Origin of the sequence: Streptomyces niger, from assembly GCF_000718305.1 — a bacterium.
GTDB classification, from domain to species: Bacteria; Actinomycetota; Actinomycetes; order Streptomycetales; family Streptomycetaceae; genus Streptomyces; species Streptomyces niger.
Map to the genome: position 1 here is coordinate 1 of NZ_JOFQ01000043.1, position 22,095 is coordinate 22,095.

Annotated in this window: 21 protein-coding genes and 3 pseudogenes; 4 read left to right on the forward strand and 20 right to left on the reverse strand. The window is 72.3% G+C overall.

Annotation, left to right across the window (positions count from 1 at the left end; all coding sequences use genetic code 11):
- Positions 1-141: 141 nt before the first annotated feature.
- The 3 genes and pseudogenes from IF20_RS39655 to IF20_RS36370 form a co-directional block, all read right to left on the reverse strand.
- Positions 142-369: pseudogene (locus IF20_RS39655) on the reverse strand (IS630 family transposase); the annotation flags it as partial.
- Positions 370-609: 240 nt separating this feature from the next.
- The gene (locus IF20_RS36365) at positions 610-1,104 is read right to left on the reverse strand and encodes a DinB family protein (protein ID WP_052869723.1); all 495 of its coding nucleotides are present in this window, start codon (positions 1,102-1,104) and stop codon (positions 610-612) included.
- A 71-nt stretch (positions 1,105-1,175) separates the two neighbouring features.
- Positions 1,176-2,105 carry an alpha/beta fold hydrolase gene (locus IF20_RS36370; RefSeq protein WP_052869724.1) on the reverse strand — a complete coding sequence of 310 codons (930 nt, stop codon included), beginning with the start codon at positions 2,103-2,105 and terminating at the stop codon, positions 1,176-1,178.
- Between the two features lie 609 nt (positions 2,106-2,714).
- On the opposite strand from IF20_RS36370, the gene IF20_RS36375 reads away from it, so the two are divergent.
- Positions 2,715-3,953: an acyl-CoA dehydrogenase family protein gene (locus tag IF20_RS36375; RefSeq protein ID WP_052869725.1), complete on the forward strand. Its 1,239-nt coding sequence runs from the start codon at positions 2,715-2,717 to the stop codon at positions 3,951-3,953.
- 127 nt (positions 3,954-4,080) lie between these two features.
- Here IF20_RS36375 and IF20_RS36380 read toward each other — a convergent pair whose 3' ends face one another.
- From IF20_RS36380 to IF20_RS36415, 9 genes are all read right to left on the reverse strand, one after another.
- Positions 4,081-4,689, reverse strand: coding sequence for a GAF domain-containing protein (locus IF20_RS36380; RefSeq protein WP_052869726.1), 609 nt, complete (start codon positions 4,687-4,689; stop codon positions 4,081-4,083).
- A complete protein-coding gene (locus IF20_RS36385; RefSeq protein WP_052869727.1) occupies positions 4,686-5,321 on the reverse strand; it encodes a GTP-binding protein in 636 nt (211 codons plus the stop codon). Before IF20_RS36385 ends, IF20_RS36380 begins: the two co-directional genes overlap by 4 nt.
- On the reverse strand, positions 5,299-5,700 hold the full coding sequence (locus tag IF20_RS36390; protein ID WP_052869728.1) for a DUF742 domain-containing protein: 402 nt from the start codon (positions 5,698-5,700) through the stop codon (positions 5,299-5,301). The genes IF20_RS36385 and IF20_RS36390 overlap by 23 nt, the downstream gene beginning before the upstream one ends.
- A 2-nt stretch (positions 5,701-5,702) precedes the next feature.
- Complete coding sequence (locus IF20_RS36395; protein WP_052869729.1) at positions 5,703-6,149, reverse strand: roadblock/LC7 domain-containing protein; 447 nt, start codon at positions 6,147-6,149, stop codon at positions 5,703-5,705.
- Positions 6,139-6,315: a hypothetical protein gene (locus IF20_RS40360; protein WP_234426999.1), complete on the reverse strand. Its 177-nt coding sequence runs from the start codon at positions 6,313-6,315 to the stop codon at positions 6,139-6,141. Before IF20_RS40360 ends, IF20_RS36395 begins: the two co-directional genes overlap by 11 nt.
- Positions 6,315-7,985, reverse strand: coding sequence for a sensor histidine kinase (locus tag IF20_RS40640; RefSeq protein WP_267881160.1), 1,671 nt, complete (start codon positions 7,983-7,985; stop codon positions 6,315-6,317). The genes IF20_RS40360 and IF20_RS40640 overlap by 1 nt, the downstream gene beginning before the upstream one ends.
- 329 nt (positions 7,986-8,314) lie before the next feature.
- Complete coding sequence (locus IF20_RS36405) at positions 8,315-9,484, reverse strand: MBL fold metallo-hydrolase (RefSeq protein ID WP_052869730.1); 1,170 nt, start codon at positions 9,482-9,484, stop codon at positions 8,315-8,317.
- A 198-nt stretch (positions 9,485-9,682) separates the two neighbouring features.
- Positions 9,683-10,573 (reverse strand): GNAT family N-acetyltransferase, encoded by an 891-nt coding sequence (locus IF20_RS36410; protein WP_052869731.1) that lies wholly within the window; start codon positions 10,571-10,573, stop codon positions 9,683-9,685.
- A 42-nt stretch (positions 10,574-10,615) separates the two neighbouring features.
- Positions 10,616-11,392 carry an alpha-ketoglutarate-dependent dioxygenase AlkB family protein gene (locus tag IF20_RS36415; protein ID WP_052869732.1) on the reverse strand — a complete coding sequence of 259 codons (777 nt, stop codon included), beginning with the start codon at positions 11,390-11,392 and terminating at the stop codon, positions 10,616-10,618.
- Between the two features lie 364 nt (positions 11,393-11,756).
- Between IF20_RS36415 and IF20_RS36420 the strand changes: the two genes are divergently transcribed.
- Positions 11,757-12,683 (forward strand): carbohydrate kinase family protein, encoded by a 927-nt coding sequence (locus IF20_RS36420; protein ID WP_052869740.1) that lies wholly within the window; start codon positions 11,757-11,759, stop codon positions 12,681-12,683.
- Between the two features lie 3 nt (positions 12,684-12,686).
- Here IF20_RS36420 and IF20_RS36425 read toward each other — a convergent pair whose 3' ends face one another.
- From IF20_RS36425 to IF20_RS36435, 3 genes are read right to left on the reverse strand one after another with little or no spacing between them, the layout of a single operon-like run.
- Positions 12,687-13,577 carry an SAM-dependent methyltransferase gene (locus IF20_RS36425; RefSeq protein ID WP_052869733.1) on the reverse strand — a complete coding sequence of 297 codons (891 nt, stop codon included), beginning with the start codon at positions 13,575-13,577 and terminating at the stop codon, positions 12,687-12,689.
- Positions 13,553-13,825: a DUF397 domain-containing protein gene (locus IF20_RS36430; RefSeq protein WP_052869734.1), complete on the reverse strand. Its 273-nt coding sequence runs from the start codon at positions 13,823-13,825 to the stop codon at positions 13,553-13,555. The genes IF20_RS36425 and IF20_RS36430 overlap by 25 nt, the downstream gene beginning before the upstream one ends.
- Positions 13,826-13,828: 3 nt before the next feature.
- A complete protein-coding gene (locus tag IF20_RS36435; protein WP_052869735.1) occupies positions 13,829-14,695 on the reverse strand; it encodes a helix-turn-helix domain-containing protein in 867 nt (288 codons plus the stop codon).
- A 136-nt stretch (positions 14,696-14,831) separates the two neighbouring features.
- Here IF20_RS36435 and IF20_RS36440 point away from each other — a divergent pair, with 136 nt between their 5' ends.
- Positions 14,832-15,275: an ATP-binding protein gene (locus tag IF20_RS36440; RefSeq protein WP_234427000.1), complete on the forward strand. Its 444-nt coding sequence runs from the start codon at positions 14,832-14,834 to the stop codon at positions 15,273-15,275.
- Positions 15,276-15,431: 156 nt separating this feature from the next.
- Here the strand turns inward: IF20_RS36440 and IF20_RS36445 are convergent.
- Positions 15,432-16,217, reverse strand: a pseudogene (locus IF20_RS36445) (SGNH/GDSL hydrolase family protein); the annotation flags it as partial.
- A gap of 307 nt (positions 16,218-16,524) precedes the next feature.
- On the opposite strand from IF20_RS36445, the gene IF20_RS36450 reads away from it, so the two are divergent.
- Complete coding sequence (locus IF20_RS36450) at positions 16,525-17,337, forward strand: tyrosine-protein phosphatase (RefSeq protein WP_052869737.1); 813 nt, start codon at positions 16,525-16,527, stop codon at positions 17,335-17,337.
- A gap of 43 nt (positions 17,338-17,380) precedes the next feature.
- Here IF20_RS36450 and IF20_RS36455 read toward each other — a convergent pair whose 3' ends face one another.
- From IF20_RS36455 to IF20_RS36470, 4 genes and pseudogenes are all read right to left on the reverse strand, one after another.
- Positions 17,381-18,538: a serpin family protein gene (locus IF20_RS36455; RefSeq protein WP_052869741.1), complete on the reverse strand. Its 1,158-nt coding sequence runs from the start codon at positions 18,536-18,538 to the stop codon at positions 17,381-17,383.
- A 56-nt stretch (positions 18,539-18,594) separates the two neighbouring features.
- Entirely contained in the window at positions 18,595-19,977 is a 1,383-nt protein-coding gene (locus IF20_RS36460; protein ID WP_052869738.1) for an aspartate aminotransferase family protein, read from the reverse strand.
- Positions 19,974-21,887, reverse strand: coding sequence for a 1-deoxy-D-xylulose-5-phosphate synthase (gene dxs, locus IF20_RS36465; RefSeq protein WP_052869739.1), 1,914 nt, complete (start codon positions 21,885-21,887; stop codon positions 19,974-19,976). The genes IF20_RS36460 and dxs overlap by 4 nt, the downstream gene beginning before the upstream one ends.
- A gap of 51 nt (positions 21,888-21,938) precedes the next feature.
- Positions 21,939-22,095, reverse strand: a pseudogene (locus IF20_RS36470) (flavodoxin-dependent (E)-4-hydroxy-3-methylbut-2-enyl-diphosphate synthase); the annotation flags it as partial.

Below are 22,095 nucleotides of genomic sequence, written 5' to 3' on the forward strand. Positions count from 1 at the left end.
GTTCTTGGGGGTGGGGTGAGGGGGTGGGGGCCTGAGGGGTCGGGTCGGGTGCCCGGCTGTGGGCAGGGCCCCTCCCTCTCCCCGAGAAGTGACGTTGCCCCTCCCCCACCGCCGTCACACTCATGCCGAGCTAGTGCCGCATCAGGCTACGTTCGCCCTGTCGACCACGGCTCGTAGCCGCTGGTCGTCGGCATGCTTGTTCCGCCAGATGATGTAGCGGCGGATCTTGCTGCCCTGTTCCTTGTGGCTGGCGTGGTCAGTGCCGTCGAGGGTGAAGTAGCGCAGGGCGGTGAACTGGGCTTCGATGCGGTTGGGCCAGGAGCTGTTGGTCGGTGTGTAGGCGAACTCGACGTCGTTCGCCGTGGCCCATCGGCGATCCTCACCACCGGCATACTGGGCGGAGAGCAACACCATCTGTGCCCGTCGCCAGGTCACCACCGACCCACTGCCCCTGCGGACAATCCGCAGCAACCGTCTGCCTTCGTCGTCATCGATCTCACGGACGCATACTCGGTCTGCCGCCCGGACAGCTTGGCGGCACCGAACCACACGGGCAAACGTCCACCGTCGTGTCACATCACAACGGGACGAGGATTCTGTGATGCGGCACTAGCGCCCGGTCGTCCCGTCGATCTGTTCCCGCAAGATATCGGCATGGCCAGCATGCCGGGCGGTCTCGCTGGTCATGTGAGCAACGACCCACCGCACCGAGAGGAACGTGTCCTCGACCGGGATCGCGACAGACTCTCCCAGGTCGCCGACGGAACGAATCGCGGCGTCGCTGGCTGCGATCGCCGCGTCGTAATCGGCCAGCACCTGCCTGGCGCTATGACCGGTCGGCACCTGCATGTCGACATCACCGGGATTGTCCGACTCCCGACCGGCCACGTGATACCCGAACCAGAACCGCTCCGCCAGAGTCAGATGATGGACCAGGCCCAGCAGTGTGGTCCCCGACTCCACCAAGCCCCGGCGTAGCTGCTCCTCCGTCAGACCGTCGGTCTTCTTCACCACGCACTGCCTGGAGAACGACAGGAAAGCCATCGCGGTATCCAGTTCACTACCGTCATTGCGGGGTACCGGGCGGCGCTGAGTCTCAGCCATGCCGGTGACTTTAGCGGCGCGGTCCCGCCCGCGCCGCGAATTACAGGGCGAACGTTGCCTGATACGGCACACTAGCGGCCGCCACTGACAATTCGCTTGTCCAGCCAGCTCAGCAGGTCCTGCTGGACCTCGTCGCGGTTGGTCTCGTTGAGGATCTCGTGGCGGGCGTCGGAGTACGCCGTCCAGGTCAGGTCCTCGGTGCCGAGGTAGCGGAAGTCCTCCAGGAGTTCGTAGACCAGGGTCATCCGCTGGTTGCAGGGGTCCTGGTCGCCGACGGCCAGGTGCACGGGCAGGTCGCGGGGCGTGCGGGCGAGGTTCGCCGGGTCGTTGACCTTGCGGACGGCGCGTACCCAGTCCAGCGCGAGCCCCGTACAGAAGGGGAAGCCGCAGTCCTCGTCGGCGACGTACGTGTCCACCTCGGCCGCGTCACGGGAGAGCCACTCGAAGCCGGTGCGGTGCGGGTACGGATCGTTGAACGAGCCGAAGAGGCGCGGGATGAAGTCCGAGAGCGCGGTGCGGCCCTGACGCGCCGCCTCGGCCTCCAGTGCGGCGATCGCCCCCTCGATCTCGGCGCCGGGCAGGGTGCGGAAGGTGCCCGAGAGGATCAGCCCGGCCAGCCCGTCGGCGTACTCCTGCGCGTAGTCGCGGGCGAGCATCGAGCCCATGCTGTGGCCGAGCAGCACCAGGGGCACGCCCGGGTGCAGGCCACGCGCCGTGTCGCCGATGGCCTTGAGGTCGTCGACGGTGCGGCGCCAGGCGTCCTCGCCGACGACGCCGCGGCCACCGGTGGACGCGGCGGTGGCGCCGTGTCCGCGGTGGTCGGAGGCGAGGACTCCGTAGCCGTGCGCGGTCAGGAAGCGGGCGAAGCGGTCGTAGCGGCGGGCGTGTTCGGCGGCGCCGTGCGCGATCTGTACGAGGGCGCGCGGGTGCCCCGCCTCGGGGAGCCAGGTGTAGGTGGCCACTCGGGTGCCGTCGGGCGCCTCGTGGAAGTCCTGCTTCATGGCGTCGTCCTTTCACTGTTGACGCGGGCGGCACGGGCGAGCCAGACCACCCTCTCGTCCGGGAACCCGGCCACTTTCCCGCCCGGGGGCGGGGCACGCCAAGAGGTGACGCGGCGCCGTGTCGACCTTGGTTCCTGCTGCGAGCCCTGCGGCCTCGGCCGCCGGGCCTACGAGGGGGAGGCGTCGGGTGGCGCGGGGCGGGCGTGTGCGTGCTACGGCACCGGCAGGCCGTGCCCCGCGCCGTCTGGCGCTGCTCCGGTGCGTCGGGGTGGGGTGCTTGACGTGCGTGCGCTACGCACTCCTCCGGTGATGTGACCCCGTCGAAATTCGGTCACGCGTACCCACGTAGCGAGCAACTCTGATCACTTCTACCTCAGTTCTGCATTTCCGCATGTGAGAGCCCCACGGGGTGGTGAAGGATCAACGCGCACTCCCACGTCTTTGCATAAATGCGATCAATAGAGGTTTTATGCGCCCTGCGCCAGGTATGCCAACGGGTGTTGCACTCGGGGTAACCACAGACCAACTGTCCGGATTCAATCGAAGGAATGTCACATACCGGATGAACGAATTCCATTAGCGCGGACGCATCACGGAGGAGGGCTCGTCTTGCCTCGCTACTTCACGGACCAGCGGCATGAGGCACTCCGGCATCGGGTGCGCGACTTCGCCGAGCGCGAAGTCCGCCCCCACATAGCCGAGATGGAGGCAGGTCGTACCGTTTGCCACGCCCTGTCGCGCCGGATCGCCCGCCAGGGGTGGATCGGCGCGACCGTGGCACGCGGATACGGCGGTATGGGGGCCGGGCACCTGGCCAAGACGGTGATAATCGAGGAGCTCTCCCGGGTCAGCGCCGCCATGGGCGCGATGGTGCAGGCGTCCCAGCTCGGCGTCGCGAAGATCATCCATTTCGGCAGCGAGGAGCAGAAGAAGACCTGGCTGCCGGCCATCGCCGCGGGCGAGTGCCTCCCGACCATCGCGGTCACCGAACCGCACTCCGGCGGCCACGTCCTCGGCATGACCAGCAGCGCGGTACGGGAGGGCGACGACTACATCCTCAACGGCCGCAAGGTCTACGTCGGCAACAGCCACGTTGGCGATCTGCACGGCGTGGTCGTGCGTACCGGCGAGGGCTCGCACGGCCTGTCGGCCTTCCTGGTGGAACACGACCGCCCCGGCTTCCGGGTCGGCCCCGAGGCCGCCACGATGGGCCTGCACGGCTTCAGCTTCGGCGAGCTGCTCTTCGACAACTGCCGTGTCCCCGCGGCCAATCTGCTGGGTCAGGAGGGGGACGGACTGGCCGTCGCGTACTCCTCCAGCGTGCTGTACGGCCGCCCGAACCTCACCGCCGTCTCGCTCGGCATCCATCAGGCGGTCCTGGAGGAGACCGCGCGGTTCTGCACGGAACGCCAGCGCTACGGCAAGCCGCTGCACGCGCTGCCCAACATCCAACTCAAGCTGGGTCGCATCCAGTCCAGGCTGCTGACGGCCCGGCTCGCGGCCTACCACGCGGTGCACCTGCTGGACCAGGGCGAGAGCTGTGACGCGGAGCTGATGAACGCCAAGCTCGTGAACGTCGAGTCGGCGATCGAGTCGGCACGCGACGCGATGGAGATCCACGCCGCGTGCGGGCTGTTCACCGACCGACCGGTGGAGCGCTATCTGCGGGACGCCCACCACATCTACGCGCCCGCCGGCACCTCCGACGTCCAGCTGCTGCGCCTGGGCGAGCTGGCGCTGGGCTCGGTGCGCGGCGAGTGGTCCAGCCGGCTCGCGGACCGGGTGCGCACGACGGAGCTCGTCCCCCAGCAGTACCCTCAGCAGGCCTACGCGGGAGTGGGCTGCTGACCGGAGAAGCGATCCGACGACGGCGGCTCACCGCGGGAGAGCCGCACTCACAACGGCCCGGTGGGGCCCCGCTGTCCGGCAGCGGGGCCCCACCGGGCCGTTCCTCCGTAGCGCGCGGCTGGTGGGCTCACAGCCCCTCCGTGCGCTCCTGCTCCATCAGATGGATCTGGTCGACCAGCCGGGCCGCCATCGACTTGATGGTCTCCAGGCCCTCGCGGCCCCACGGGCGCGGTTCGAGGTCCACGACGCAGACCGTGCCGAGCGCCATGCCCGTACGGTCGATCAGCGGCGCGCCGAGGTAGGAGCGGATGCCGATCTCGTCGACGACCGGGTTGCCGGCGAACCGCGGGTAGTCGCAGACGTCCTCCAGGACCAGCGCCTTGCGGCGGACGATGACGTGCGGGCAGTAGCCGTGGTCGCGGGCCATCACCCGGCCCGGTTGGGCGCTGGCGGGCGCGGGGCCCAGCTCGACGGGGGCCTGTTCCTCGGCGGGGGTGTAGAGGCCCGCGAAGTACTGCCGGTGCTCGTCGATGAAGTTGACCATGGCGTACGGCGCCCGGGTGGTCCGGGCGAGGTTGCGCGCGAAGTCGTCGAAGGCGGGCAGCGGTTCCTCGCCGATGCCGAGTGTGCGCAGCCGGGCGACGCGGGCCGGCGCCTCGTCGTCGTCCGGTGTCAGCAGCAGGTGGCGGGTGGGGTCGTAGGTGGCGGCGGACAGGTGGGGGGCGGGGCGGTTCATGGCAGCTCCGAGGCGAGGGCGGGGGTCAGTAGGTGCTGGACGAGGGCGACCAGGACGTTGGTCGCGGAACTGCAGTGCCGGGCGTCGCACAGCACCACCGGGGTGCGGGGTGAGAGGTCTATGGCGGCGCGTACCTCGTCCGGTTCGTAGTGGAAGGAGCCGTCGAACTGGTTGACCGCGACGATGAATTCGATGCCGCGGCGCTCGAAGAAGTCGACGGCGGAGAAGCAGTGTTCGAGGCGTCGGGTGTCGGCGAGGACGACGGCGCCGAGTGCGCCGGCCGACAGCTCGTCCCACATGAACCAGAAACGTTCCTGGCCGGGCGTCCCGAAGAGGTACAGCACATGGTCGGTGCTGACGGTGATGCGCCCGAAGTCCATCGCGACGGTGGTGGTGGTCTTGTCCTCGACACCGTCCAGGCAATCGGTGCCGATGCTGACCTGGGTGAGGAGTTCTTCCGTGCACAGCGGTTCGATCTCGCTGACGGCGCCGACGAAGGTGGTCTTGCCGACCCCGAAGCCGCCCGCGACCAGGATCTTCAGGGCGGCGGGGAAGGGGTCGCCCGCGGGCGTGGTGTCCGGGGCGTACGGTTCGAAAGTACCGGTCGCTTCAAAGACGCTGTCGGAGTCCATGCAGCACCGCCTCCAGGAGAGCTCGGTCGGTATGGGGCGACGGGCCGTGCGGATCCTGCACGGGGGCCCGGGCGGTGAGGGCTCCGCAGTCGACGAGATCCGCGAGGAGCACCTTGGTGACCACCGCCGGCAGGCGTATGTGTGCGGCGACCTCGGCCACGGAGACCGGGCCGCCGCACAGGCCAAGGACCTGCATGTGGTCCGGGCCCTGACACGTCACCGGCCGTTTCCCGGTGGCCATCACCATCGTCAGCAGGTCGAAGTGGGCGGTCGGGCGGGTCCGTCCGTTGCTGACGGTGTACGGACGGACCAGCCGGCCGGCCTCGTCGTCGAGCCACAGCGGCTCCGACCCCTGCCGTCGCCGGCGACGTACCGCCATGCTCAGCGCCCGCCCGCCCGTGCCTGGTGGCGCGCGGGCGTGGCGAGGTAGGGCCGTACGCTCTTGACGAGCATGCCCATTTCGTAGCCGAGCACGGCGACGTCGGCCTCGCGGTCGGCGAGGACGGCGAGGTTGGCGCCGGATCCCGCGGTGGACACGAAGAGCAGGGCGGATTCCAGCTCGACGACGACCTGGAGGACGTCGTCGCCGTCGCCGAAGCGGACGCCTGCGCTGCGGGCGAGGCTGTAGAGGCCGGAGGCGAGCGCGGCCATGTGGTCGGCGCTGTCCGGCTCGAAGCCGTGTGCGGCCTTGACCAGGCCGTCGGAGGAGAGCAGCAGGGCGCTTCTGGCGTGGGGTACGCGCTGGACGAGTCCGGTCAGCAGCCAGGACAGGTCCGTCGTGGGCCGGCCGCCGTGCCGCTGGGGCTGTACGTGAACGTCACTCACCATGGTTGTGGTCGTCTCCTCGTGGGCGGCTCACGGCCGTTCCGTTGCCGGTCTGGTCGTACGGGGGGCTGCTGCCGTACGTGGGGGCGGGGTCGCGGTCGGTGCGCTGGGCAGCGGCCGCGTCGTAGGTGTCGTCGGCGAGGCTGATGCCGCGCCGGAAGGCGGCCATCAGGCCGGGGTCGTGCTCGGGTTCGGGACGGCCGGGCGTACGGGTGCCGCCGGGCGGGGTGGGGTCGCGCAGTTCGGGAACGAGGTGTTCCTGCTTGCGACGGCGGGGCAGGCTGGGCCGGTCGCCGGTGGACACGGGCGGGGGCGGGGGCAGGACGACGGGGCCGGGTTCCGGGGCCGCGGCGGCGGTGGGAGCGTCCGCCGCCGCGGCTCGGCCGCTGCCCGGGTCGCGCGCATCGGCGTGTGCGGCGTCCCGGCGCGGGTCGGTGGGTTCCGCGGGGGCGCCGGCCGTGCCGCGGTGCGCTGTGGTGGGGTGCGCGGTGGCGGTGACGGGCTGCGGGGCCGGCGGAGGCGGGGTGGGGGGGTCGGTGCGCGGCGGCGGGGGCGGCAGCAGGCCGGGGTCGCGGTCGGTGTGGCCGTTCGCGGTCCGCACGACGCGGCGGTGGCGGTCCGGTCGTCCTCGGCGGGCTCGTCGCCCAGCAGGCCCTGCGGCAGGATGAGGACGGCCTGGACGCCGCCGTAGATGTTGCTCTGGAGGCGGACGACGATGCCGTGCCGGCGGGCGAGCGAGGAGACCACGAAGAGGCCGATGCGGCCGTCGTTGAGGAGTTCGGCGACGTCGACGTGGTCGGGGTCGGCGAGCAGCGCGTTCATCCGGTCCTGCTCGTCCAGGTCCATGCCCAGGCCGCGGTCCTCGACCTCGACGGCGAGGCCCGCGGTGACCAGTTGGGCGCGGAGCAGGATGTGGGTGTGCGGCGCGGAGAAGACGGTGGCGTTCTCGACCAGCTCGGCGAGGAGGTGGATGACGTCGGCCACGGCGTGGCCGCGCAGGGTGCCCTCGATGGGTGGTACGAGCTTGACGCGCGGGTACTGCTCGACCTCGGCGATGGAGGACCGCATGACCTCGGTCATGGTGACCGGGCGGCTCCACTGGCGGCGGGAGATGGCGCCGCCGAGGACGGCGAGGTTCTCGGCGTGCCGGCGGATGCGGGTGGCGAGGTGGTCCACGTGGAAGAGGCCCTTGAGCAGGTCGGGGTCCTCCACCCGGTTCTCCAGCTCGTCGAGCAGCTCGATCTCGCGGTGCACCAGGGACTGCAGGCGCCGGGCGAGGTTCACGAAGACCTCGACCTTCTGCTCGCTGCCGCTGGCGTTGCCGCGCGCGATGGCCACCGCGTCGATGACGGCGGTCTCGGCGGCGCGGCCGGCCGCGGCGACGTCGTGGAGAAGGAGGTCCAGGGAGTCGCCGGCGGGGCGGGGCAGGGGTTCGGGGGCGCGCTGTTGGAGCCACTCCCCCTGGCGTACGCGGTGGACGAGGGCGTACAGGTCGGACTGGCTGCGGGCGCACACCTCGCGGAGGCGTGCGTAGCGTTGGACGGTGGCGCGGGCCTCGGCGGTGGCGGCGGCGCAGGCGACGGCGGTGACGCCGCACACGAGGGCGAAGCCGCAGCCGAGGACGGTCCATGCGGCGCCGCTCAGCGGCTGTCCGCCGGACCGGGCGACGAAGGCGGTCACGGCGGAGCAGGTGGCGGCGACGAGCAGGCAGGGCACGGCCGTGAGGCGGACGAGGCGGACGCGTATGACGGAGTCGGCGGCCGTCTCGCGGAGGGGTACGCGGCTGTGTCGGGCGCCTTCGCGCTCCCGCCGCCGTCCGGGCAGCGGTGCGGGAACCATTCCCCCCGTCCCCCGGGCCCCGTGGGAGTCGGAGGTGTCCTGGGGCACGTCGGTCCCCGTCCCCTGGGGAAATGCAGCAGGCATCGGCGCCCTCCGGATCGGCCGTCGGCGGTTCGCGGAGCACGCACGCTAGTTGTTGGGGTGGGGCCGACCGGACGCACTTCGAGGTTTCGCTACCCCACGCCACCTTCCTGAGTGGCAGTTCCTCGTACGGCAGTGCGAGGGATGACGAACTGCCGTTCGCAGCCCGGGTTTTCCTTCCCGGCGGTGCCGGACACGGCGGAGGCGGCGACCTGCCGGTCGCCGCCCCGCTCACCGTCCGTCGTCCGTCACTCCCCCGCGGCCGGCGCGCTGCCCGCCCCGCTCGCCATCGCCGCGGGTCCCCTCGGCGGCCAGCACGGCCACCCGTGGGCCGGCGGTACGGCCACGGCCCGCCACCACGGCTCGACGGTGAATTCGTCGGCGGGCTCGAACGGCTTGCCGGGCACCGGCGCGGCGAGCTTCGCGCCGGCCGCCATGGCCGCCGCCGCGGTACGTTCCGCCGGCTCGGCCCACGGGTGCGGCGCGAGGTTGAAGGTGCCCCAGTGGATGGGCAGCAGGACGCCGGCGGGGTGGCCGCCGCCGAGGTCGAGGTGGGCGCGCAGGCCTTCCTCGGGCGTCATGTGGATGTCGGGCCAGAACTCCTCGCTGTACGCGCCGATCTGGATCATGGTGAGGTCGAACGGGCCGTGTGCCTGCCCGATCTCGGCGAAGCCGCTGAAGTAGCCGGTGTCGCCGCTGTGGTAGATCCGGTGCTCGGGCCCGGCGACCACCCAGGACGCCCACAGCGTGTGCTGCGGGCCGCGCAGCCCGCGCCCGCAGAAGTGCTGGGCCGGGGTGGCGGTCAGCGTCAGCTCGCCCACCCGGGTCGACTCGTGCCAGTCCAGCTCGGTGATGCGCGCCGGCGGTACGCCCCAGAACTCCAGGTCGGCGCCGATGCCCAGCGGCACCACGAAGGCGGTGCCGGAGTCGATCAGCGCCTGGATCGTCGGCATGTCGAGGTGGTCGTAGTGGTCGTGCGAGATGACGACGGCGTCGACCGGCGGCAGCTCCGCCAGCGGCAGCGGCACCGGGTGCAGCCGCCGGGGCCCGATCCAGCTGAACGGCGAGCAGCGCTCACCCCAGACGGGGTCGAACAGCACCCGCTGGCCGTCGATCTCCGCAAGCACACTGGAATGGCCCATCCAGGTGATGCGCAGCCCGGAGGCGGGCGGCCGGCCCCGCTCGGCGGCGGTGGGCCGGTGCACCGGCACCTCGCCCACCGGGGACCTGCGCAGCCTGCCGTCCCGGTTGAGCTGCGTACGGACCATCGGCAGGGCCTGGCCCTGGCGCAGCTGCCGGGTGGCCACGGGATTGCGGAACTGTCCGTCCACGAACTGCGGGGAGCGGCGGATCCTGGCCAGCCGCTCTCCAGTGGGCACGGCGCCGAAAGCGGCGGTGCGCCACGAGCCGGTACTCATGCGCCAAGAGCGGGGAGCGGTCACGACACCTCCAGGTTCGGGACGGTCGGCGGAGCTGTGGGCCGGCGGCCCACGACGACCGCGGTGCCGCACCGCCCGGACACAACACCCTCACCCCCCTCGGGCAACCGCGCGACCGGCCCGGGCATTCCGCGTACCGCCGGACGGGTGATGAGTACCCCTGGATCGCCGGAGAACTCATGACGACAACGGGCGGGATGGGTCGCCGGTTCCACAGGGGGCCGGCGGGAAGTCGTACCGGCGGTGGTCGCCGACCGGGCGGTAGCCGAGCCGCTCGTACAGGGCGGTGCTGGTGCGGTTGGCGGCGTCGGCGAAGAGGAGCACCTGGCCGGCGCCGGCCGCGAGCGCGGCGCGGGACACGGCGGCGCTGGCGCCTGCCGCGTAGCCGTTGCGGCGCAGCTCGGGCGGGGTGTAGACGGGGCCGACCCGGACCATGCCGGCGACGGTGCGGGTGCGGCTCGCGAAGGCCGCCGGGCGGCCGTCGGCCTCCCAGAGCGTGAGTCCGCCGTAGGACAGCCGGTCGGCGACGACGCCGGCGTGGCCGGACGGCTCGCCGCCGCTCTCCCGGGCGAACTCTCCCCACCAGTCCATCACAAGGTCCCGGTCGGCCGCGGTGGCGGGGCGGGCGCGGCCGCGGGGCGCCGGGTCGGGCGGGGCGGGCTCGCCCAGGCGGTAGAGCGTGAGGTGCGTACGGAGCCGCGCCGTACGGCCTGTGCGGCGCTCCCAGGCGGCGGTGAAGGCGTCGGCTGCGGCCCGTGTGCCGTTGGCCCCGCCGACCGGCTCCGGGCCCGCGGCGAGCACGTCCAGGAGGGCGGCGGCCGCCCGGCCCGGCATCGCGGAGAGCAGCGGCGGGCGCGACGGGGTCCACACGAAGGCGGCCGCCGTGCGACCGTCCGGGCCGGGCCACCAGCCGTACCGCGGTGGCCGGTCGCCGTAGGCCGCCGGGCCCGACGCCGCCAGCGTGGCGGTGACACCCAGCAGCTGGGTGTGCTCGGCGGGGCGGGCCCGCAGGAAGTCGCCCGCCGCGGTCAGGAACGTGTCGAGGTCGTGCGTCGTCGTCCAGTCCATGGTCCAGCGTGCCGTCCGGTGCGGCCGGCACGCATCCGGTTTTCAGCTACGGGCGGGGCGGTCCAGGGCGCCGGCGCGGAGGGTGAGGTTCAGCCGGCCGCGCAGGCCGAGCGCGGCGGGCGCGGTGCCGGGCGCGGTGCGGGGCACGCCGTGGTACGCCCACCGGGCGGGGCCGCCGAACACGAAGAGGTCGCCGCTGCGCAGCTCCACGTCGGTCCAGGGCCGGTTCCTGGTTTCGGTGTTGCCGAAGCGGAAGACGCAGGTGTCACCGAGGCTGACGGAGACGACGGGCGCGTCGGTGCGCTCGTCGATGTCCTGGTGCATGCCCATCCGGGCGGTGTCGTCGTAGAAGTTGACCAGCGCGATGTCGTACGGCGCGCCGGGCGCGTACGGTGCCGCGGCGGCTCCCCCGCCGTACGCCGCGCGCAGCGCCCGGTCCGCGAGGGCCCGGAGACGGTCGGGGAAGGGCTTCACGGGTGCGCCGTCGCCGTCCACGACGGTACGGGTGTAGGCGTACGGGTAGGAGTGGCCGGGGCAGTCGGGATTGTGGCGGACCGCCCGGCCGCAGTCCGGGCACCGGGGCACCGCGCTCCAGTGCCACCCCAGGCAGACCTGCCGGACGGACATCACGCCGCCGCCCGGGGTCCGCACGGTGCGCAGCCCGGCCGGCGGTCTCGCCCAGTCGCGGCAGGCGGCCAGCAGTTCCCGCTGCTCCGCCGCGTCCAGCCAGTCCGGTACGTGCACCGCGCCGGGTGCCACCTCGGTCCGCTCGCGCGGGAACGCCTCGCGCGGGAACAGTCCGTCCGCTTCGCCCTCCATGCGTCCATCTTCCCCCTGCTCCGCGAGGCATCGGGTATCGGCCAAGTGGGGCGGTGGCCGGCGCGCTGCGGCGGGGTGCGGCGCGAGCTGAGCGGCACGCCGGGGCCCGGGCCGCGGGACGGGCCGGGTGGGGCGGGTGCGGGGCGGGGGTTGTCCGGAAAACGGTGGTGGCGGGGGCGCGGGGCACGTCTCAGCGAGTGACGGGGTAGTGACTTGGCGTTGTCCGGGGAGTGTGGCGTTTACACTCCCCGGAGCGGCCCCCGATGGGCCGTTATCGGTTTCACCAGCCAGGGATTCAAGGACACTTGTGACATTCCAGCAGGGAATCCAGCAGGACACCCGGCCGAGCCAGCCGTACGACGTGCTGGTCGTCGGTGGATCGGGTGTGGACACGATCGTCCGGGTCGGCGCGCTGCCGGTGCCGCAGGGCGACTCCTTCGCCGTACCGCCGATCCGGGAGTGGGCCGGGCATACGGGTACGGGCGTCGCGCTGGGCTGTGCGGCGCTCGGACTGTCCACCGCGTTCGTGGACTTCATCGGCGCGGACCACGAGGGTGAGCTGGTCAAGGAGCGGCTGCGGGGCACCGGCGTCGACTTCGATCCGATGATCTCGCCGCACGGGACGCGCCGCGCGGTGAACCTCGTCTCCCCGGACGGCCGCCGCACGTCGTTCTACGACGGCCGGGACCCGCTCGACCTGCGGATGCCGGCCGAGCACTACCTCCCGTACCTGCGCAGGACCCGGCACGTGCATCTGTCGATCATGCACTTCGCGCGGTTCCTCTTCGACGACATCCGGGAGCTGGGCGTCCCGGTCTCCACCGACCTGCACGACTGGGACGGGCTGGCCGACCACCACCGGGAGTTCGCGCTCCGCTCGGACCTGGTGTTCCTGAGCGCGGCGGGCGCCGGAGAGCGGATCGCCGCGGTGATGCGGGAGATCCTGCGGGAGGGCCGGGCCGAGGCGGTGATCGCGACGGCGGGCGCGGGCGGCGCGTACCTCCTCACGCCGGACGACTCCACCCCGCGGCACGTGCCCGCCGCGGTGCCGGCGGCGCCGGTGGTGGACAGCAACGGCGCGGGTGACGCGTTCGTGTGCGGCTTCCTGCACGGCCGGCTGGCCGGCCGGGACCTGGAGGAGTGCGCCCGGTGGGGGACGCTGGCGGGCGCGCACGCCTGTACGTCGGAGGGCACGCACACGGCGCTCATCACGGCGGAGGAGCTGCAGGCGGCCGCGGCGGAAGAGGAGGAGCCCGCCGTGGAGCTGCGGACCCCCTCGCTCACCCCGTGAGCTTCACTCCTTGATGCCCACACCGCCGTAGAAGATGGTGTTGTTGATCTCCTCGGCGGTGGGCACGGGACCGTCCGGGCGCCACAGCGGGACCCGGACGACGCCGGGCTCCTGGAGCCGGAACGGGCCGAAGAGCCGCTCGACCGCCGCCTTGCCGCGGAGGTTGAGGGTGGCGGTGGCGTTCTTGTAGACGTTCAGCACGTCGTCCCGCGCCGCCTCGTCCGTACGGCCCTGCTCGTAGGCCTCGTACGGCTCGCCCGTGGCGTGGGAGAGGATCAGCCTGCTGCCGGCGGGCAGGGCGTCCGCGAGGGTCGTGACCACCCCGGCCGGGTCCTCGTCGTCGCGCACGAAGTGCAGTACGGCGACGAGCAGGACGGCCACCGGCCGGTCGAAGTCGATGAGCGCGTGGACCACCGGGTCGGCCAGCAGCTTCGCCGGGTCGCGGACGTCACCGAGGACGAAGCCGGTGCCGGGCGCCGAGGTGAGCCGGGCGCCCGCGTGGGTGGCGACGATCGGGTCGTTGTCCGCGTAGACGACCCGGGCGTCCGGGGCGCTCTCGCGGGCGACCTCGTGGGTGTTGGGCGAGGTGGGGATGCCCGTGCCGAGGTCGAGGAACTGCTCGATGCCGCTGTCGGCCGCGTCCCGGACGGCGCGCTGCATGAAGGCGCGGTTGGCGCGGGCGCTGTCGCGGATCTGCGGGTGCACGCGGATCACCCGGTCGGCCGCCTCGCGGTCGACCTCGTAGTTGTCCCAGCCGCCGAGGTAGTAGTCGTACATCCGGGCCGGGTGCGGCCGGCTGGTGTCGATCTCCTCCACGGTGAAGCCGCGGTCCGCCGCGGGGTCACCGTGCGCCGGGAAAACGATGTCGCTCACGCCGTCCTCATCTCTCCGCATCCACAGGGCGCGAACAGGAAGTCGGCCTCGCCGGCCTTCGCGCCGCGGATGAAACTCTCGATCTCGCCGTGGGTGTAGATCAGTGCCGGGCCGTTGGGGTCGGTGGACTGGCGCAGCGCCACCCGGCCGTCCTGCAGTCTCATCGCCTCGACGCACTCGCCGCCGTTGCCGCCGCTCCACGGCTTGTGCCAGCCCTCATTGCCCAGTTCGCTGGCGGGCATGCCGTTGTAGATGCGTATGCGATCCATGGTTCAGATCTCCTTGCGAAAGCCACTCAAGAGGGCTGCGGTGCGGTGTGCGGGTGCGGCCTGGGCGCACATCCGGTCCAGCGCCTCCAGGAACTGGGAGACATCGCCGCGCTGGTCGAAGTACACGGCGCCGACCAGGCTCTCCGCGTACGCGATGTCGGGCAGCTCCGGGATGGGGAACCGGAAGATGTGGAACGGCCCGTACATGGCGGGGTGCGGGCCGGCGGCGAACGGGATGACCTGCAGCCGGACGTTGGGCATCTCGGTGGCCTCGATCAGCCGGTCGAGTTGCTCGCGCATGACCTCGGGGCCGCCGACCGGGCGGCGCAGGACCGTTTCATCCAGGACCGTCCAGAGCGTCGGCGCGTTGTCGCGGCGGAGCAGCGACTGCCGTTCCAAGCGCAGGTCGACGGAGCGGTCGATCTCCTCGACGGAGGCGTGCGGCATGCCGGCGCGCAGCACGGCGCGCGCGTAGCCCTCGGTCTGCAGGAGGCCGGGGATGTAGTGCGGCTGGTAGGCGCGGATGAGGTTGGCGGCGCTCTCCAGGCTGACGTACGCGCTGAACCAGTCCGGCAGGACGTCCCGGAAGCGGTGCCACCAGCCGGGGCGGTTGGCCTCCCGGGCGAGGGCGATGAAGGTCTCGCTCTCCTCGGCGTCGGTGACGCCGTAGGTGGTGAGCAGCTTCTCCACGTAGGGGATCTTGAGGCCCACCTCGGCCTTCTCCATGCGGCGCACGGTCGCATGCGTGACGTCGAGGGCGTCGGCGGCCTGTTCGAAGGTGAGTCCGGCCTTCTCGCGAAGGTCCTGCAGCCTCTTGCCGAGGACGACCCGCAGGACGGTCGGGGCACCGCCCGACCGTGCGTCCACCACTTGTGATCTCCTCCAACCGAGTTGCGTGGTCAGCAGTGTGTCATGCCATCAGAAGTGCGAACAGACTGCGATGTCGATTCTGCAATTTGCAGAATGATCCTTGCCAAGGTTGTCCAACATCGCACATAGTTGCGGAGTGCCTTCCTCCCACAACGCGGCCACGTTAAGGGGATGCGGCGGCGTCGCCGTCGAACTCCTCAGCGACGCCTTCCAATTGCCGGCGCTGCGCACCTCCGTTCCGGAGGCCCGCCGAAGAGTCACCGCCGCGCTGCGGGAATGGGGCGCTGTCGAGCAGGTGCGCGACGACGCCGAGTTGGTGGTCTCGGAGCTGTTCACCAACGCCGTACGGCACACCGACAGCGAACAGGTCCACTGCGAGCTCACCCTCGACGGCGCACGGCTGCGCGTGGCGGTCACCGACCAGGGGCACAGCGATTCCCGGCCGCGGGCGCAACCCCGCAGCACCGACCGGGAGTGCGGGCGCGGCCTGCTGCTGGTCGGCGCCCTGTCCGAGGACTGGGGCGAACGCCCCGCCGACACCGGCCGGGGCCGGGTCGTCTGGGCCGATCTCGCGTACTGACGATCCGCGCGTACCGGGGCCGGTGACGCCCGCGCGTGCCGGAGACCGGGCAGCGGCGTCCCGGAGCTAGGGCAGCAGCGTCTGGGCCGGACCGGCGTCCGGGCGATGCGGGACGGCCACCTGGGCGAGCACGGCCGCGTCGGCCTCCAGCAGCGCCAGCTCCGGCCGCTTGGCCGTGACGTGGTCGCCCGAGGACTCGCCGCGCAGCCGTCGCCCGATCCACGGCACAAGGTGCTCGCGCGCCCAGTGGATCGTCTCGCGGCGGGCGTCGGCGGCGGTACGGGCCTCCGGCGGCCAGGGCTGGTCCGGGTCGGCCGGCACGTCCAGGCCGAGGACCTGGGCAGCGCGGAGCGCCACCCGGGTGTGCCCGTCGGGCGAGAGGTGCAGCCGGTCGTCGCTCCAGGCCCGCCGGTCCTGCACGGACCGCAGCGACCACAGGTCCAGGACCGGGCAGTCGTAGCGGTCGGCGATGGCCCGCACGTGGGCGGTGTACGTGGCGATCTTGCCGCGCAGGTGCTTGAGCACGGGGATGCCGCGGGTGTCGAAGCCGGTGCAGAGCAGCACCGTGCCGACGGACTCCTTGAGGTCGGCGACGGCCGCGGCGTAGCGCTCGGCGACGGCGTCCGGGTCGGAGCCGGGCCGGAGGATGTCGTTGCCGCCCGCGCAGAAGGTCACCAGGTCGGGACCCAGCTCCTTGGCGCGCGGCACCTGCTCGGCGACGATCTGGTCCAGGAGGCGGCCCCGCACGGCGAGGTTGGCGTACCGGAAGTCGTGCTCCGGGCGGCGGTCGGAGAGCAGGACCGCGAGCCGGTCGGCCCAGCCGATGAACGCGCCGTCCGGACCGGGGTCGCCGACGCCCTCGGTGAAGCTGTCGCCGACGGCTGCGTACGACCCGAACGAGCCACCTTCGCTGCTGCTTATCTTCTTCGAATCCTCTGCCACGTCAGGACATAATTCACCTTAGGGAGTGACCTACGCCACCGTAACCAGGGGTTGACGGCAGGTGATGATCGCCACTCAGTCAAATTCTGCCCAAGTCGGAATAAGAGAGCCCGTCCGTCACGGCCGGACTCGGGCGCCGAGCGATCGGGGTGGGCGTCGACGAGTTCCAAAGCAGCGGGACTGCGACGTCATACGGTCGGAAACAGTGGCCGAGCGAGCTAGTTGCCTATTGCACCAGTGCCGTATGGTCGAACCAGCCCGCTCGTCGACGAGCAGCGTCGACGGCCGACGTCAAAGGAGCGCGCCCGTGACGACGCAGCAGCAGCCGCAGGTCCAGTCGACCGAGCCCCTGCTCGTGGAGGTGCGCAATTTCCGCGACGTCGGCGGGCTTCCGACGGTCGACGGGCGGCGGGTGCGGCAGGGGCGGCTCTTCCGCAGTGGGCACCTGGCGCACGCCACAGAGGCGGACGCCACCTTCCTCGGCACCCTCGGCCTGCACACCATCTTCGACTTCCGCAACGCCGCCGACATCAAGCTGGAGGGCCCCGACGTCACGCTCCCCGGCGTACGCAACGTCAACATCCCGCTCACCGACCCGGCCGACGGCGCGGAGTTCTGGGCGATGGTGCGCGACGGCGAGCTGGACCAGCTGCGCGCGGTGCTGGGCGACGGCCAGGCGGCCGGCCGGATGGCCCGTACGTACCGGCACATCATCTCGACCCGCACCGCCGACCACAGCCGGGTGCTGCACTCCCTCGCCGAGGAGAGCGTGCCGGCCCTCATGCACTGCGCGGCCGGCAAGGACCGCGCGGGCCTGTCCATCGCCGTCACGCTGCTCGCCGTGGGCGTGGACCGGGAGGCCATCGAGGCGGACTACCTGGAGTCCAACGACCCGCGCCGGCGGTACAAGGTGCGCCGCTCCGACCGCTCGACGGCCGGCATGTCCGAGGAGGTCATGGCGCTGCTGGCGCCGCTCTTCGACGCCCGCGCCGAGTACCTGCACGCCGCCTTCGACACCATCGAGTCCACCTGGGGCTCCACCGAGGCGTACCTCACCGAGGGCCTGAAGCTCACGCCGGAGACCCGCGGCCGGCTGCGGGCGCAGCTGCTGGAGGACTGACCCCGAACGCGGCGAGCGCGGCGCCCCTGGGCGGGCCGGCTCCTCAGCGGGTGCCGGGGTCGGCCACCCAGCCCGCGGCGAGGACCAGGCCCGTGGTCCGCTGCACGGCCAGGAAGCCGAAGGGGCGATCGAAGGTGGCCTCGGCCCGGCGGGCGCGGTACGGCGGCGTGGCCGGCGCGGCACCGGCCGCCATGGGCAGCACCGTCACCGCCGCGGCTCGGAAGCCGAGCGGCCCGAAGGCCGCGGTGGCGGACTGCTTCGCCGCCGAGACGGCCAGCGGCTCCGCGCTGATGCCCGGGAAGTGGCCGTACGCGGTGTCCAGCGCGCTCCGCAGGCCGAACAGCTCCGCATGGTCACGCAAATCCTGCTCGGCCTCGACGGTGAACGGGACGGAGCGGACCACGAGGGTCGGCGCCGGGCTGTAGCTCGGGACGGTGGTGACGGCGACGCCCGGCGCGACCGCGGCGCTCTCGGGCAGCGCGGCTCCGTACGTGGTGGCGTACGCCCCGCTCAGAGCCGCGATCCCGGTCTCCAGCACCTCGCCCGCGGGCCGGTCCTCGGTGCCGAGGAGCAGGTGCACGTCGAGCCCGTTGTCGCCCTCGACGCGCAGCCGGGTCAGCGGGCCGTACGGCGTGGCGTGCACCGCGAGGAGGTCGGCCAGGGGGCCGGAGCGGACCAGGCCGGGCAGGCGGCGGCCGCGCCAGGGTCCGGCTGCCGGGCCGAGCACGGTGTCGGTGAAGGGCAGCTCCCAGGCCGTGTCGGCCACCAGCGCCGAGGCCAGCACGAAGAGCGTGTCCCGGTCGACGGCCGCCGGCATCTTCTCGATCGTGCCGCCGGTACGCCGCGCCGCCCAGGCGTTCAGCTCCGCCAGGTCCGCCTCGACGTCCCCGGTCAGCTCGCCGTGGGTGTCCAGGGGCAGCCCGTCGCGCCACTCCGGGCGCAGCTTCAGCGTGCGGCGGGTCCACAGGCCGACCGCGGCGTGGACGCCGGGTGCGTCGTCCAGCGCGGCGAGCAGCTCCCGGCCCGCAGCGGCGGCGGATTCGGCGGGCACGCCGAGCGCTGCGGACAGTTCCGCGCGGGCCGGGCCGTGCGCCGGACCCGCGAGCAGGGCCAGCAGCGGCCAGACGCCGGCCGCGGTGAGGACCGTGGAGCGCTCCGCGCCGCCGGCCCCGGCCGCGGCCCGTACCCAGCGCGCCGTCATCGTGTTCACGGCCCGTACCGTCGCCGGTGCAGCCACCGTCCGCCCCCGTCGTCAGCTCATCTGTGGGCGACCGCCTGCTTCACCAGCGTCCGCCCGAAGTCCCACATCAGTCCGCCGCCGGTGTGCGCGTCGTCCATGACGGCCGTGAACGCCGCGACGAACCGCTCCACCTCCGGCTCGCCGATGATCAACGGCGGGATCAGCTTAATGACTTCGAGGTGGTCGCCGGAGACCTGGGTGAGGATGCGGTGCTTCTGCAGCAGCGGCACCACGACCATCTGCGCGAAGAGCCCCTTGCGTGCCGCTTGCAGCATCGTCCAGCGACTCCGCAGCTTCAGCGACTTGGGGCGGCCGAACTCGATGCCGATCATCAGCCCGCGGCCCCGGACGTCGTGCAGCAGCTCGTACTCGGGGATCAGCTCGGTCAGCCGGGCGCGCAGCAGCTCGCCCGTGGACCGCACCCCGGCGACGATCCCCTCGTCCTCCATGACCGTGAGGACGGCCAGCCCCGCGGCCATCGCCTGGGCGTTGGCGCCGAAGCTGGCGGAGTGCACCAGCACCCGGTCCATCGAGGAGTAGACCTTCCTGAAGACCGACTCCTTGCCGAGCGTGGCGCCGACCGGCACATAGCCGCCGGACAGCGCCTTGGCCACGCACACCAGGTCCGGTTCGACGCCGGGCTCGTGCTGGTACGCGAAGAAGTCGCCGGTGCGGCCGAGGCCGGTCTGCACCTCGTCGGCGATCAGCAGCGCCTTGTGCTTGTGCAGCAGGTCCTGAGCCGCGCGCAGGAAGCCGGGCGGGGCGGGGTGCACGCCCTTGCCCTGGATCGGCTCCACCACGAAGGCCGCCACGTCGCCGCGCTTCAGCTCCCGCTCCAGCGCGGCCAGGTCGCCCAGCTCGATCGCGGTGTCCGGCAGCAGCGGCGCGAAGCCGTCGCGGAAGCCGGCCTCGCCGTTGACCGAGAGGGAGCCCGTGGTGAGGCCGTGGAAGGCGTGCGTGCAGTACAGGACGCGCGGCTTGCCGGTGGCGTACCGGGCGAACTTCAGGGCCGTCTCCACGGCCTCGGTGCCGCTGTTGCCGAAGAAGACCCGGTCCAGGTGCGGCGCGTACCGGAGCAGCTTCTCGGCGAGGAGTCCGGGCAGCGGCGGGCAGTCGAAGCGGGTGAGGTCGGCGAGCCCGGCGTCCAGTACGTCGTGCAGCGCCTGCCGGATGACGGGGTGGTGCCGGCCGAGGCCCATCACGCCGAAGCCCGCGAGCATGTCGAGGTGGTCCTGGCCCGCGTCGTCCCAGAAGTACGCGCCCTCGGCCCGCTCGTAGACCCGGTCGAAGCCGATGGTGTGCAGCATCCGCGGGAGCTGGTGGTTGAGGTACTTGGCGTGCAGGTCGTAGCGTTCGTCGCCGCGCTCGGCGAGCAGCTTGGTCAGGTCGAATCCGCTCATGCGTCGTTGGTCTCCTTGACGGCCGCGACGGCCGCGCGGTCGTCCGTACGGGGCAGGCTCTCCGCGATGCGGCCCGCGATCTCCGCCGGGGTCAGCCCGATGTCGGCCAGCACCTCGCCCCGCTTGGCATGCGCGAGGAACTGCTCGGGGATGCCGAAGGTGCGCAGCGGCAGGTCCACGTCGGCATCGCGCAGCGCCTGGCCGACCGCGGCGCCGACGCCGCCGGTGCGGCTGCTGTCCTCCACCACGGCCACCGCGGCGTGCCGCGCCGCCAGCCGCGGGATCTCCGGGTCGACGGGCTTGACCCAGCGGGGGTCGATGACGGTGGTGCCGATGCCCCGCGCCGCGAGCAGTTCGGCCGCCTGCAGGCAGACCGGCGCCATCACGCCGACCGCGACGAGCAGCACGTCCTCGCGGTCGCCGCGGGCGAGGACGTCCACTCCCCCGATGCGTTCCAGCGCGGGGATCGGGTCGCCGACGGACTCCTTGGGGAAGCGCACGACGGTCGGCGCGTCGGCCACGTCGACGGCTTCGCGCAGCTCGGCGCGGAGCTGGTCGGCGTCGCGCGGCGCGGCGATCCGCAGGCCCGGCACGACCTGGAGGACGGACATGTCCCACATGCCGTTGTGGCTCGGCCCGTCGGTGCCGGTGACGCCGGCCCGGTCCAGGACGAAGGTGACCCCGCACCTGTGCAGCGCGACGTCCATGAGGACCTGGTCGAAGGCCCGGTTGAGGAAGGTGGCGTAGACCGCGAAGACCGGGTGCAGGCCGCCGGTGGCCAGGCCGGCGGCGGAGACCGCGGCGTGCTGCTCGGCGATGCCCACGTCCCAGATCCGGTCCGGGTAGGCCTCGGCGAACTTGCCCAGGCCGACGGGTTGCAGCATGGCCGCGGTGACCGCCACCACGTCCGGCCGCACGGCCCCGATGCGGACCATCTCGTCGCCGAAGACGGAGGTCCAGGACGGCGCGCTCGGCGGGGTCACCGGCTCGCAGGTGAACGGGTCCATCACGCCGACCGTGTGAAAGCGGTCGGCCTCGTCCTCCAGGGCCGGCCGGTAGCCGCGGCCCTTCTGCGTGAGGCAGTGCACCAGGACGGGGCCGTGGAAGCGCGCTGCACGGCGCAGTGCGGACTCCACGGCCGCGATGTCGTGGCCGTCGATCGGGCCGACGTACTTCAGGCCCAGGTCCTCGAACATGCACTGGGGCGCGAAGGCGTCCTTGAAGCCCTTCTTCGCGCCGTGCAGCGACTCGTACAGCGGCTTGCCGACGACCGGCGTGCGGAGCAGCACGTCCTTGCCCCAGGAGAGGAAGCGTTCGTAGCCGTCGGTGGTGCGGAGCGTGGCGAGGTGGTCGGCGAGGCCCCCGATGGTGGGCGCGTAGGAACGTTCGTTGTCGTTGACGACGATGATCAGGGGCCGGTCGTCGGCCGCCGCGATGTTGTTGAGCGCCTCCCAGGCCATGCCGCCGGTGAGCGCGCCGTCCCCGGTGACCGCGACGACGTGGTCGCGCCTGCCCAGTACCTGGTTGGCCTTGGCGAGGCCGTCGGCCCAGCCGAGCACGGTGGAGGCGTGGGAGTTCTCGATGACGTCGTGGACGGATTCCTCGCGCGAGGGGTAGCCGGACAGCCCGCCCTTGCCGCGCAGCTTGGAGAAGTCCTGGCGGCCGGTCAGCAGCTTGTGGACGTACGACTGGTGCCCGGTGTCCCACAGGATGCGGTCGGCGGGCGAGTCGAAGACCCGGTGCAGGGCGATGGTCAGCTCGACCACCCCCAGGTTGGGTCCGAGGTGGCCGCCGGTGCGGGCGACCGCCTCGATGAGGAACTGGCGGATCTCCCCGGCCAGTTCGTCGAGGCGGTCCGCGGGTACCTCCTTGAGGTCCTGCGGTTCCCTGATGTATTCGAGCATCGACATGCTGGGTCCCCCTCCTCTTTGTTTCAGCCGACGGAGCCGTCGGGGGTTCGTTCAGCCGACGGTGACGTCGGGGGCGCCGGGCACCGCTCCCTCGGCCGCCATGCGTTCAGCGATCTTCATGGCTTCCTCGATGAGGGTCTCCACGATCTTCGACTCCGGCACGGTCTTGATGACCTCGCCCTTCACGAAGATCTGCCCCTTGCCGTTA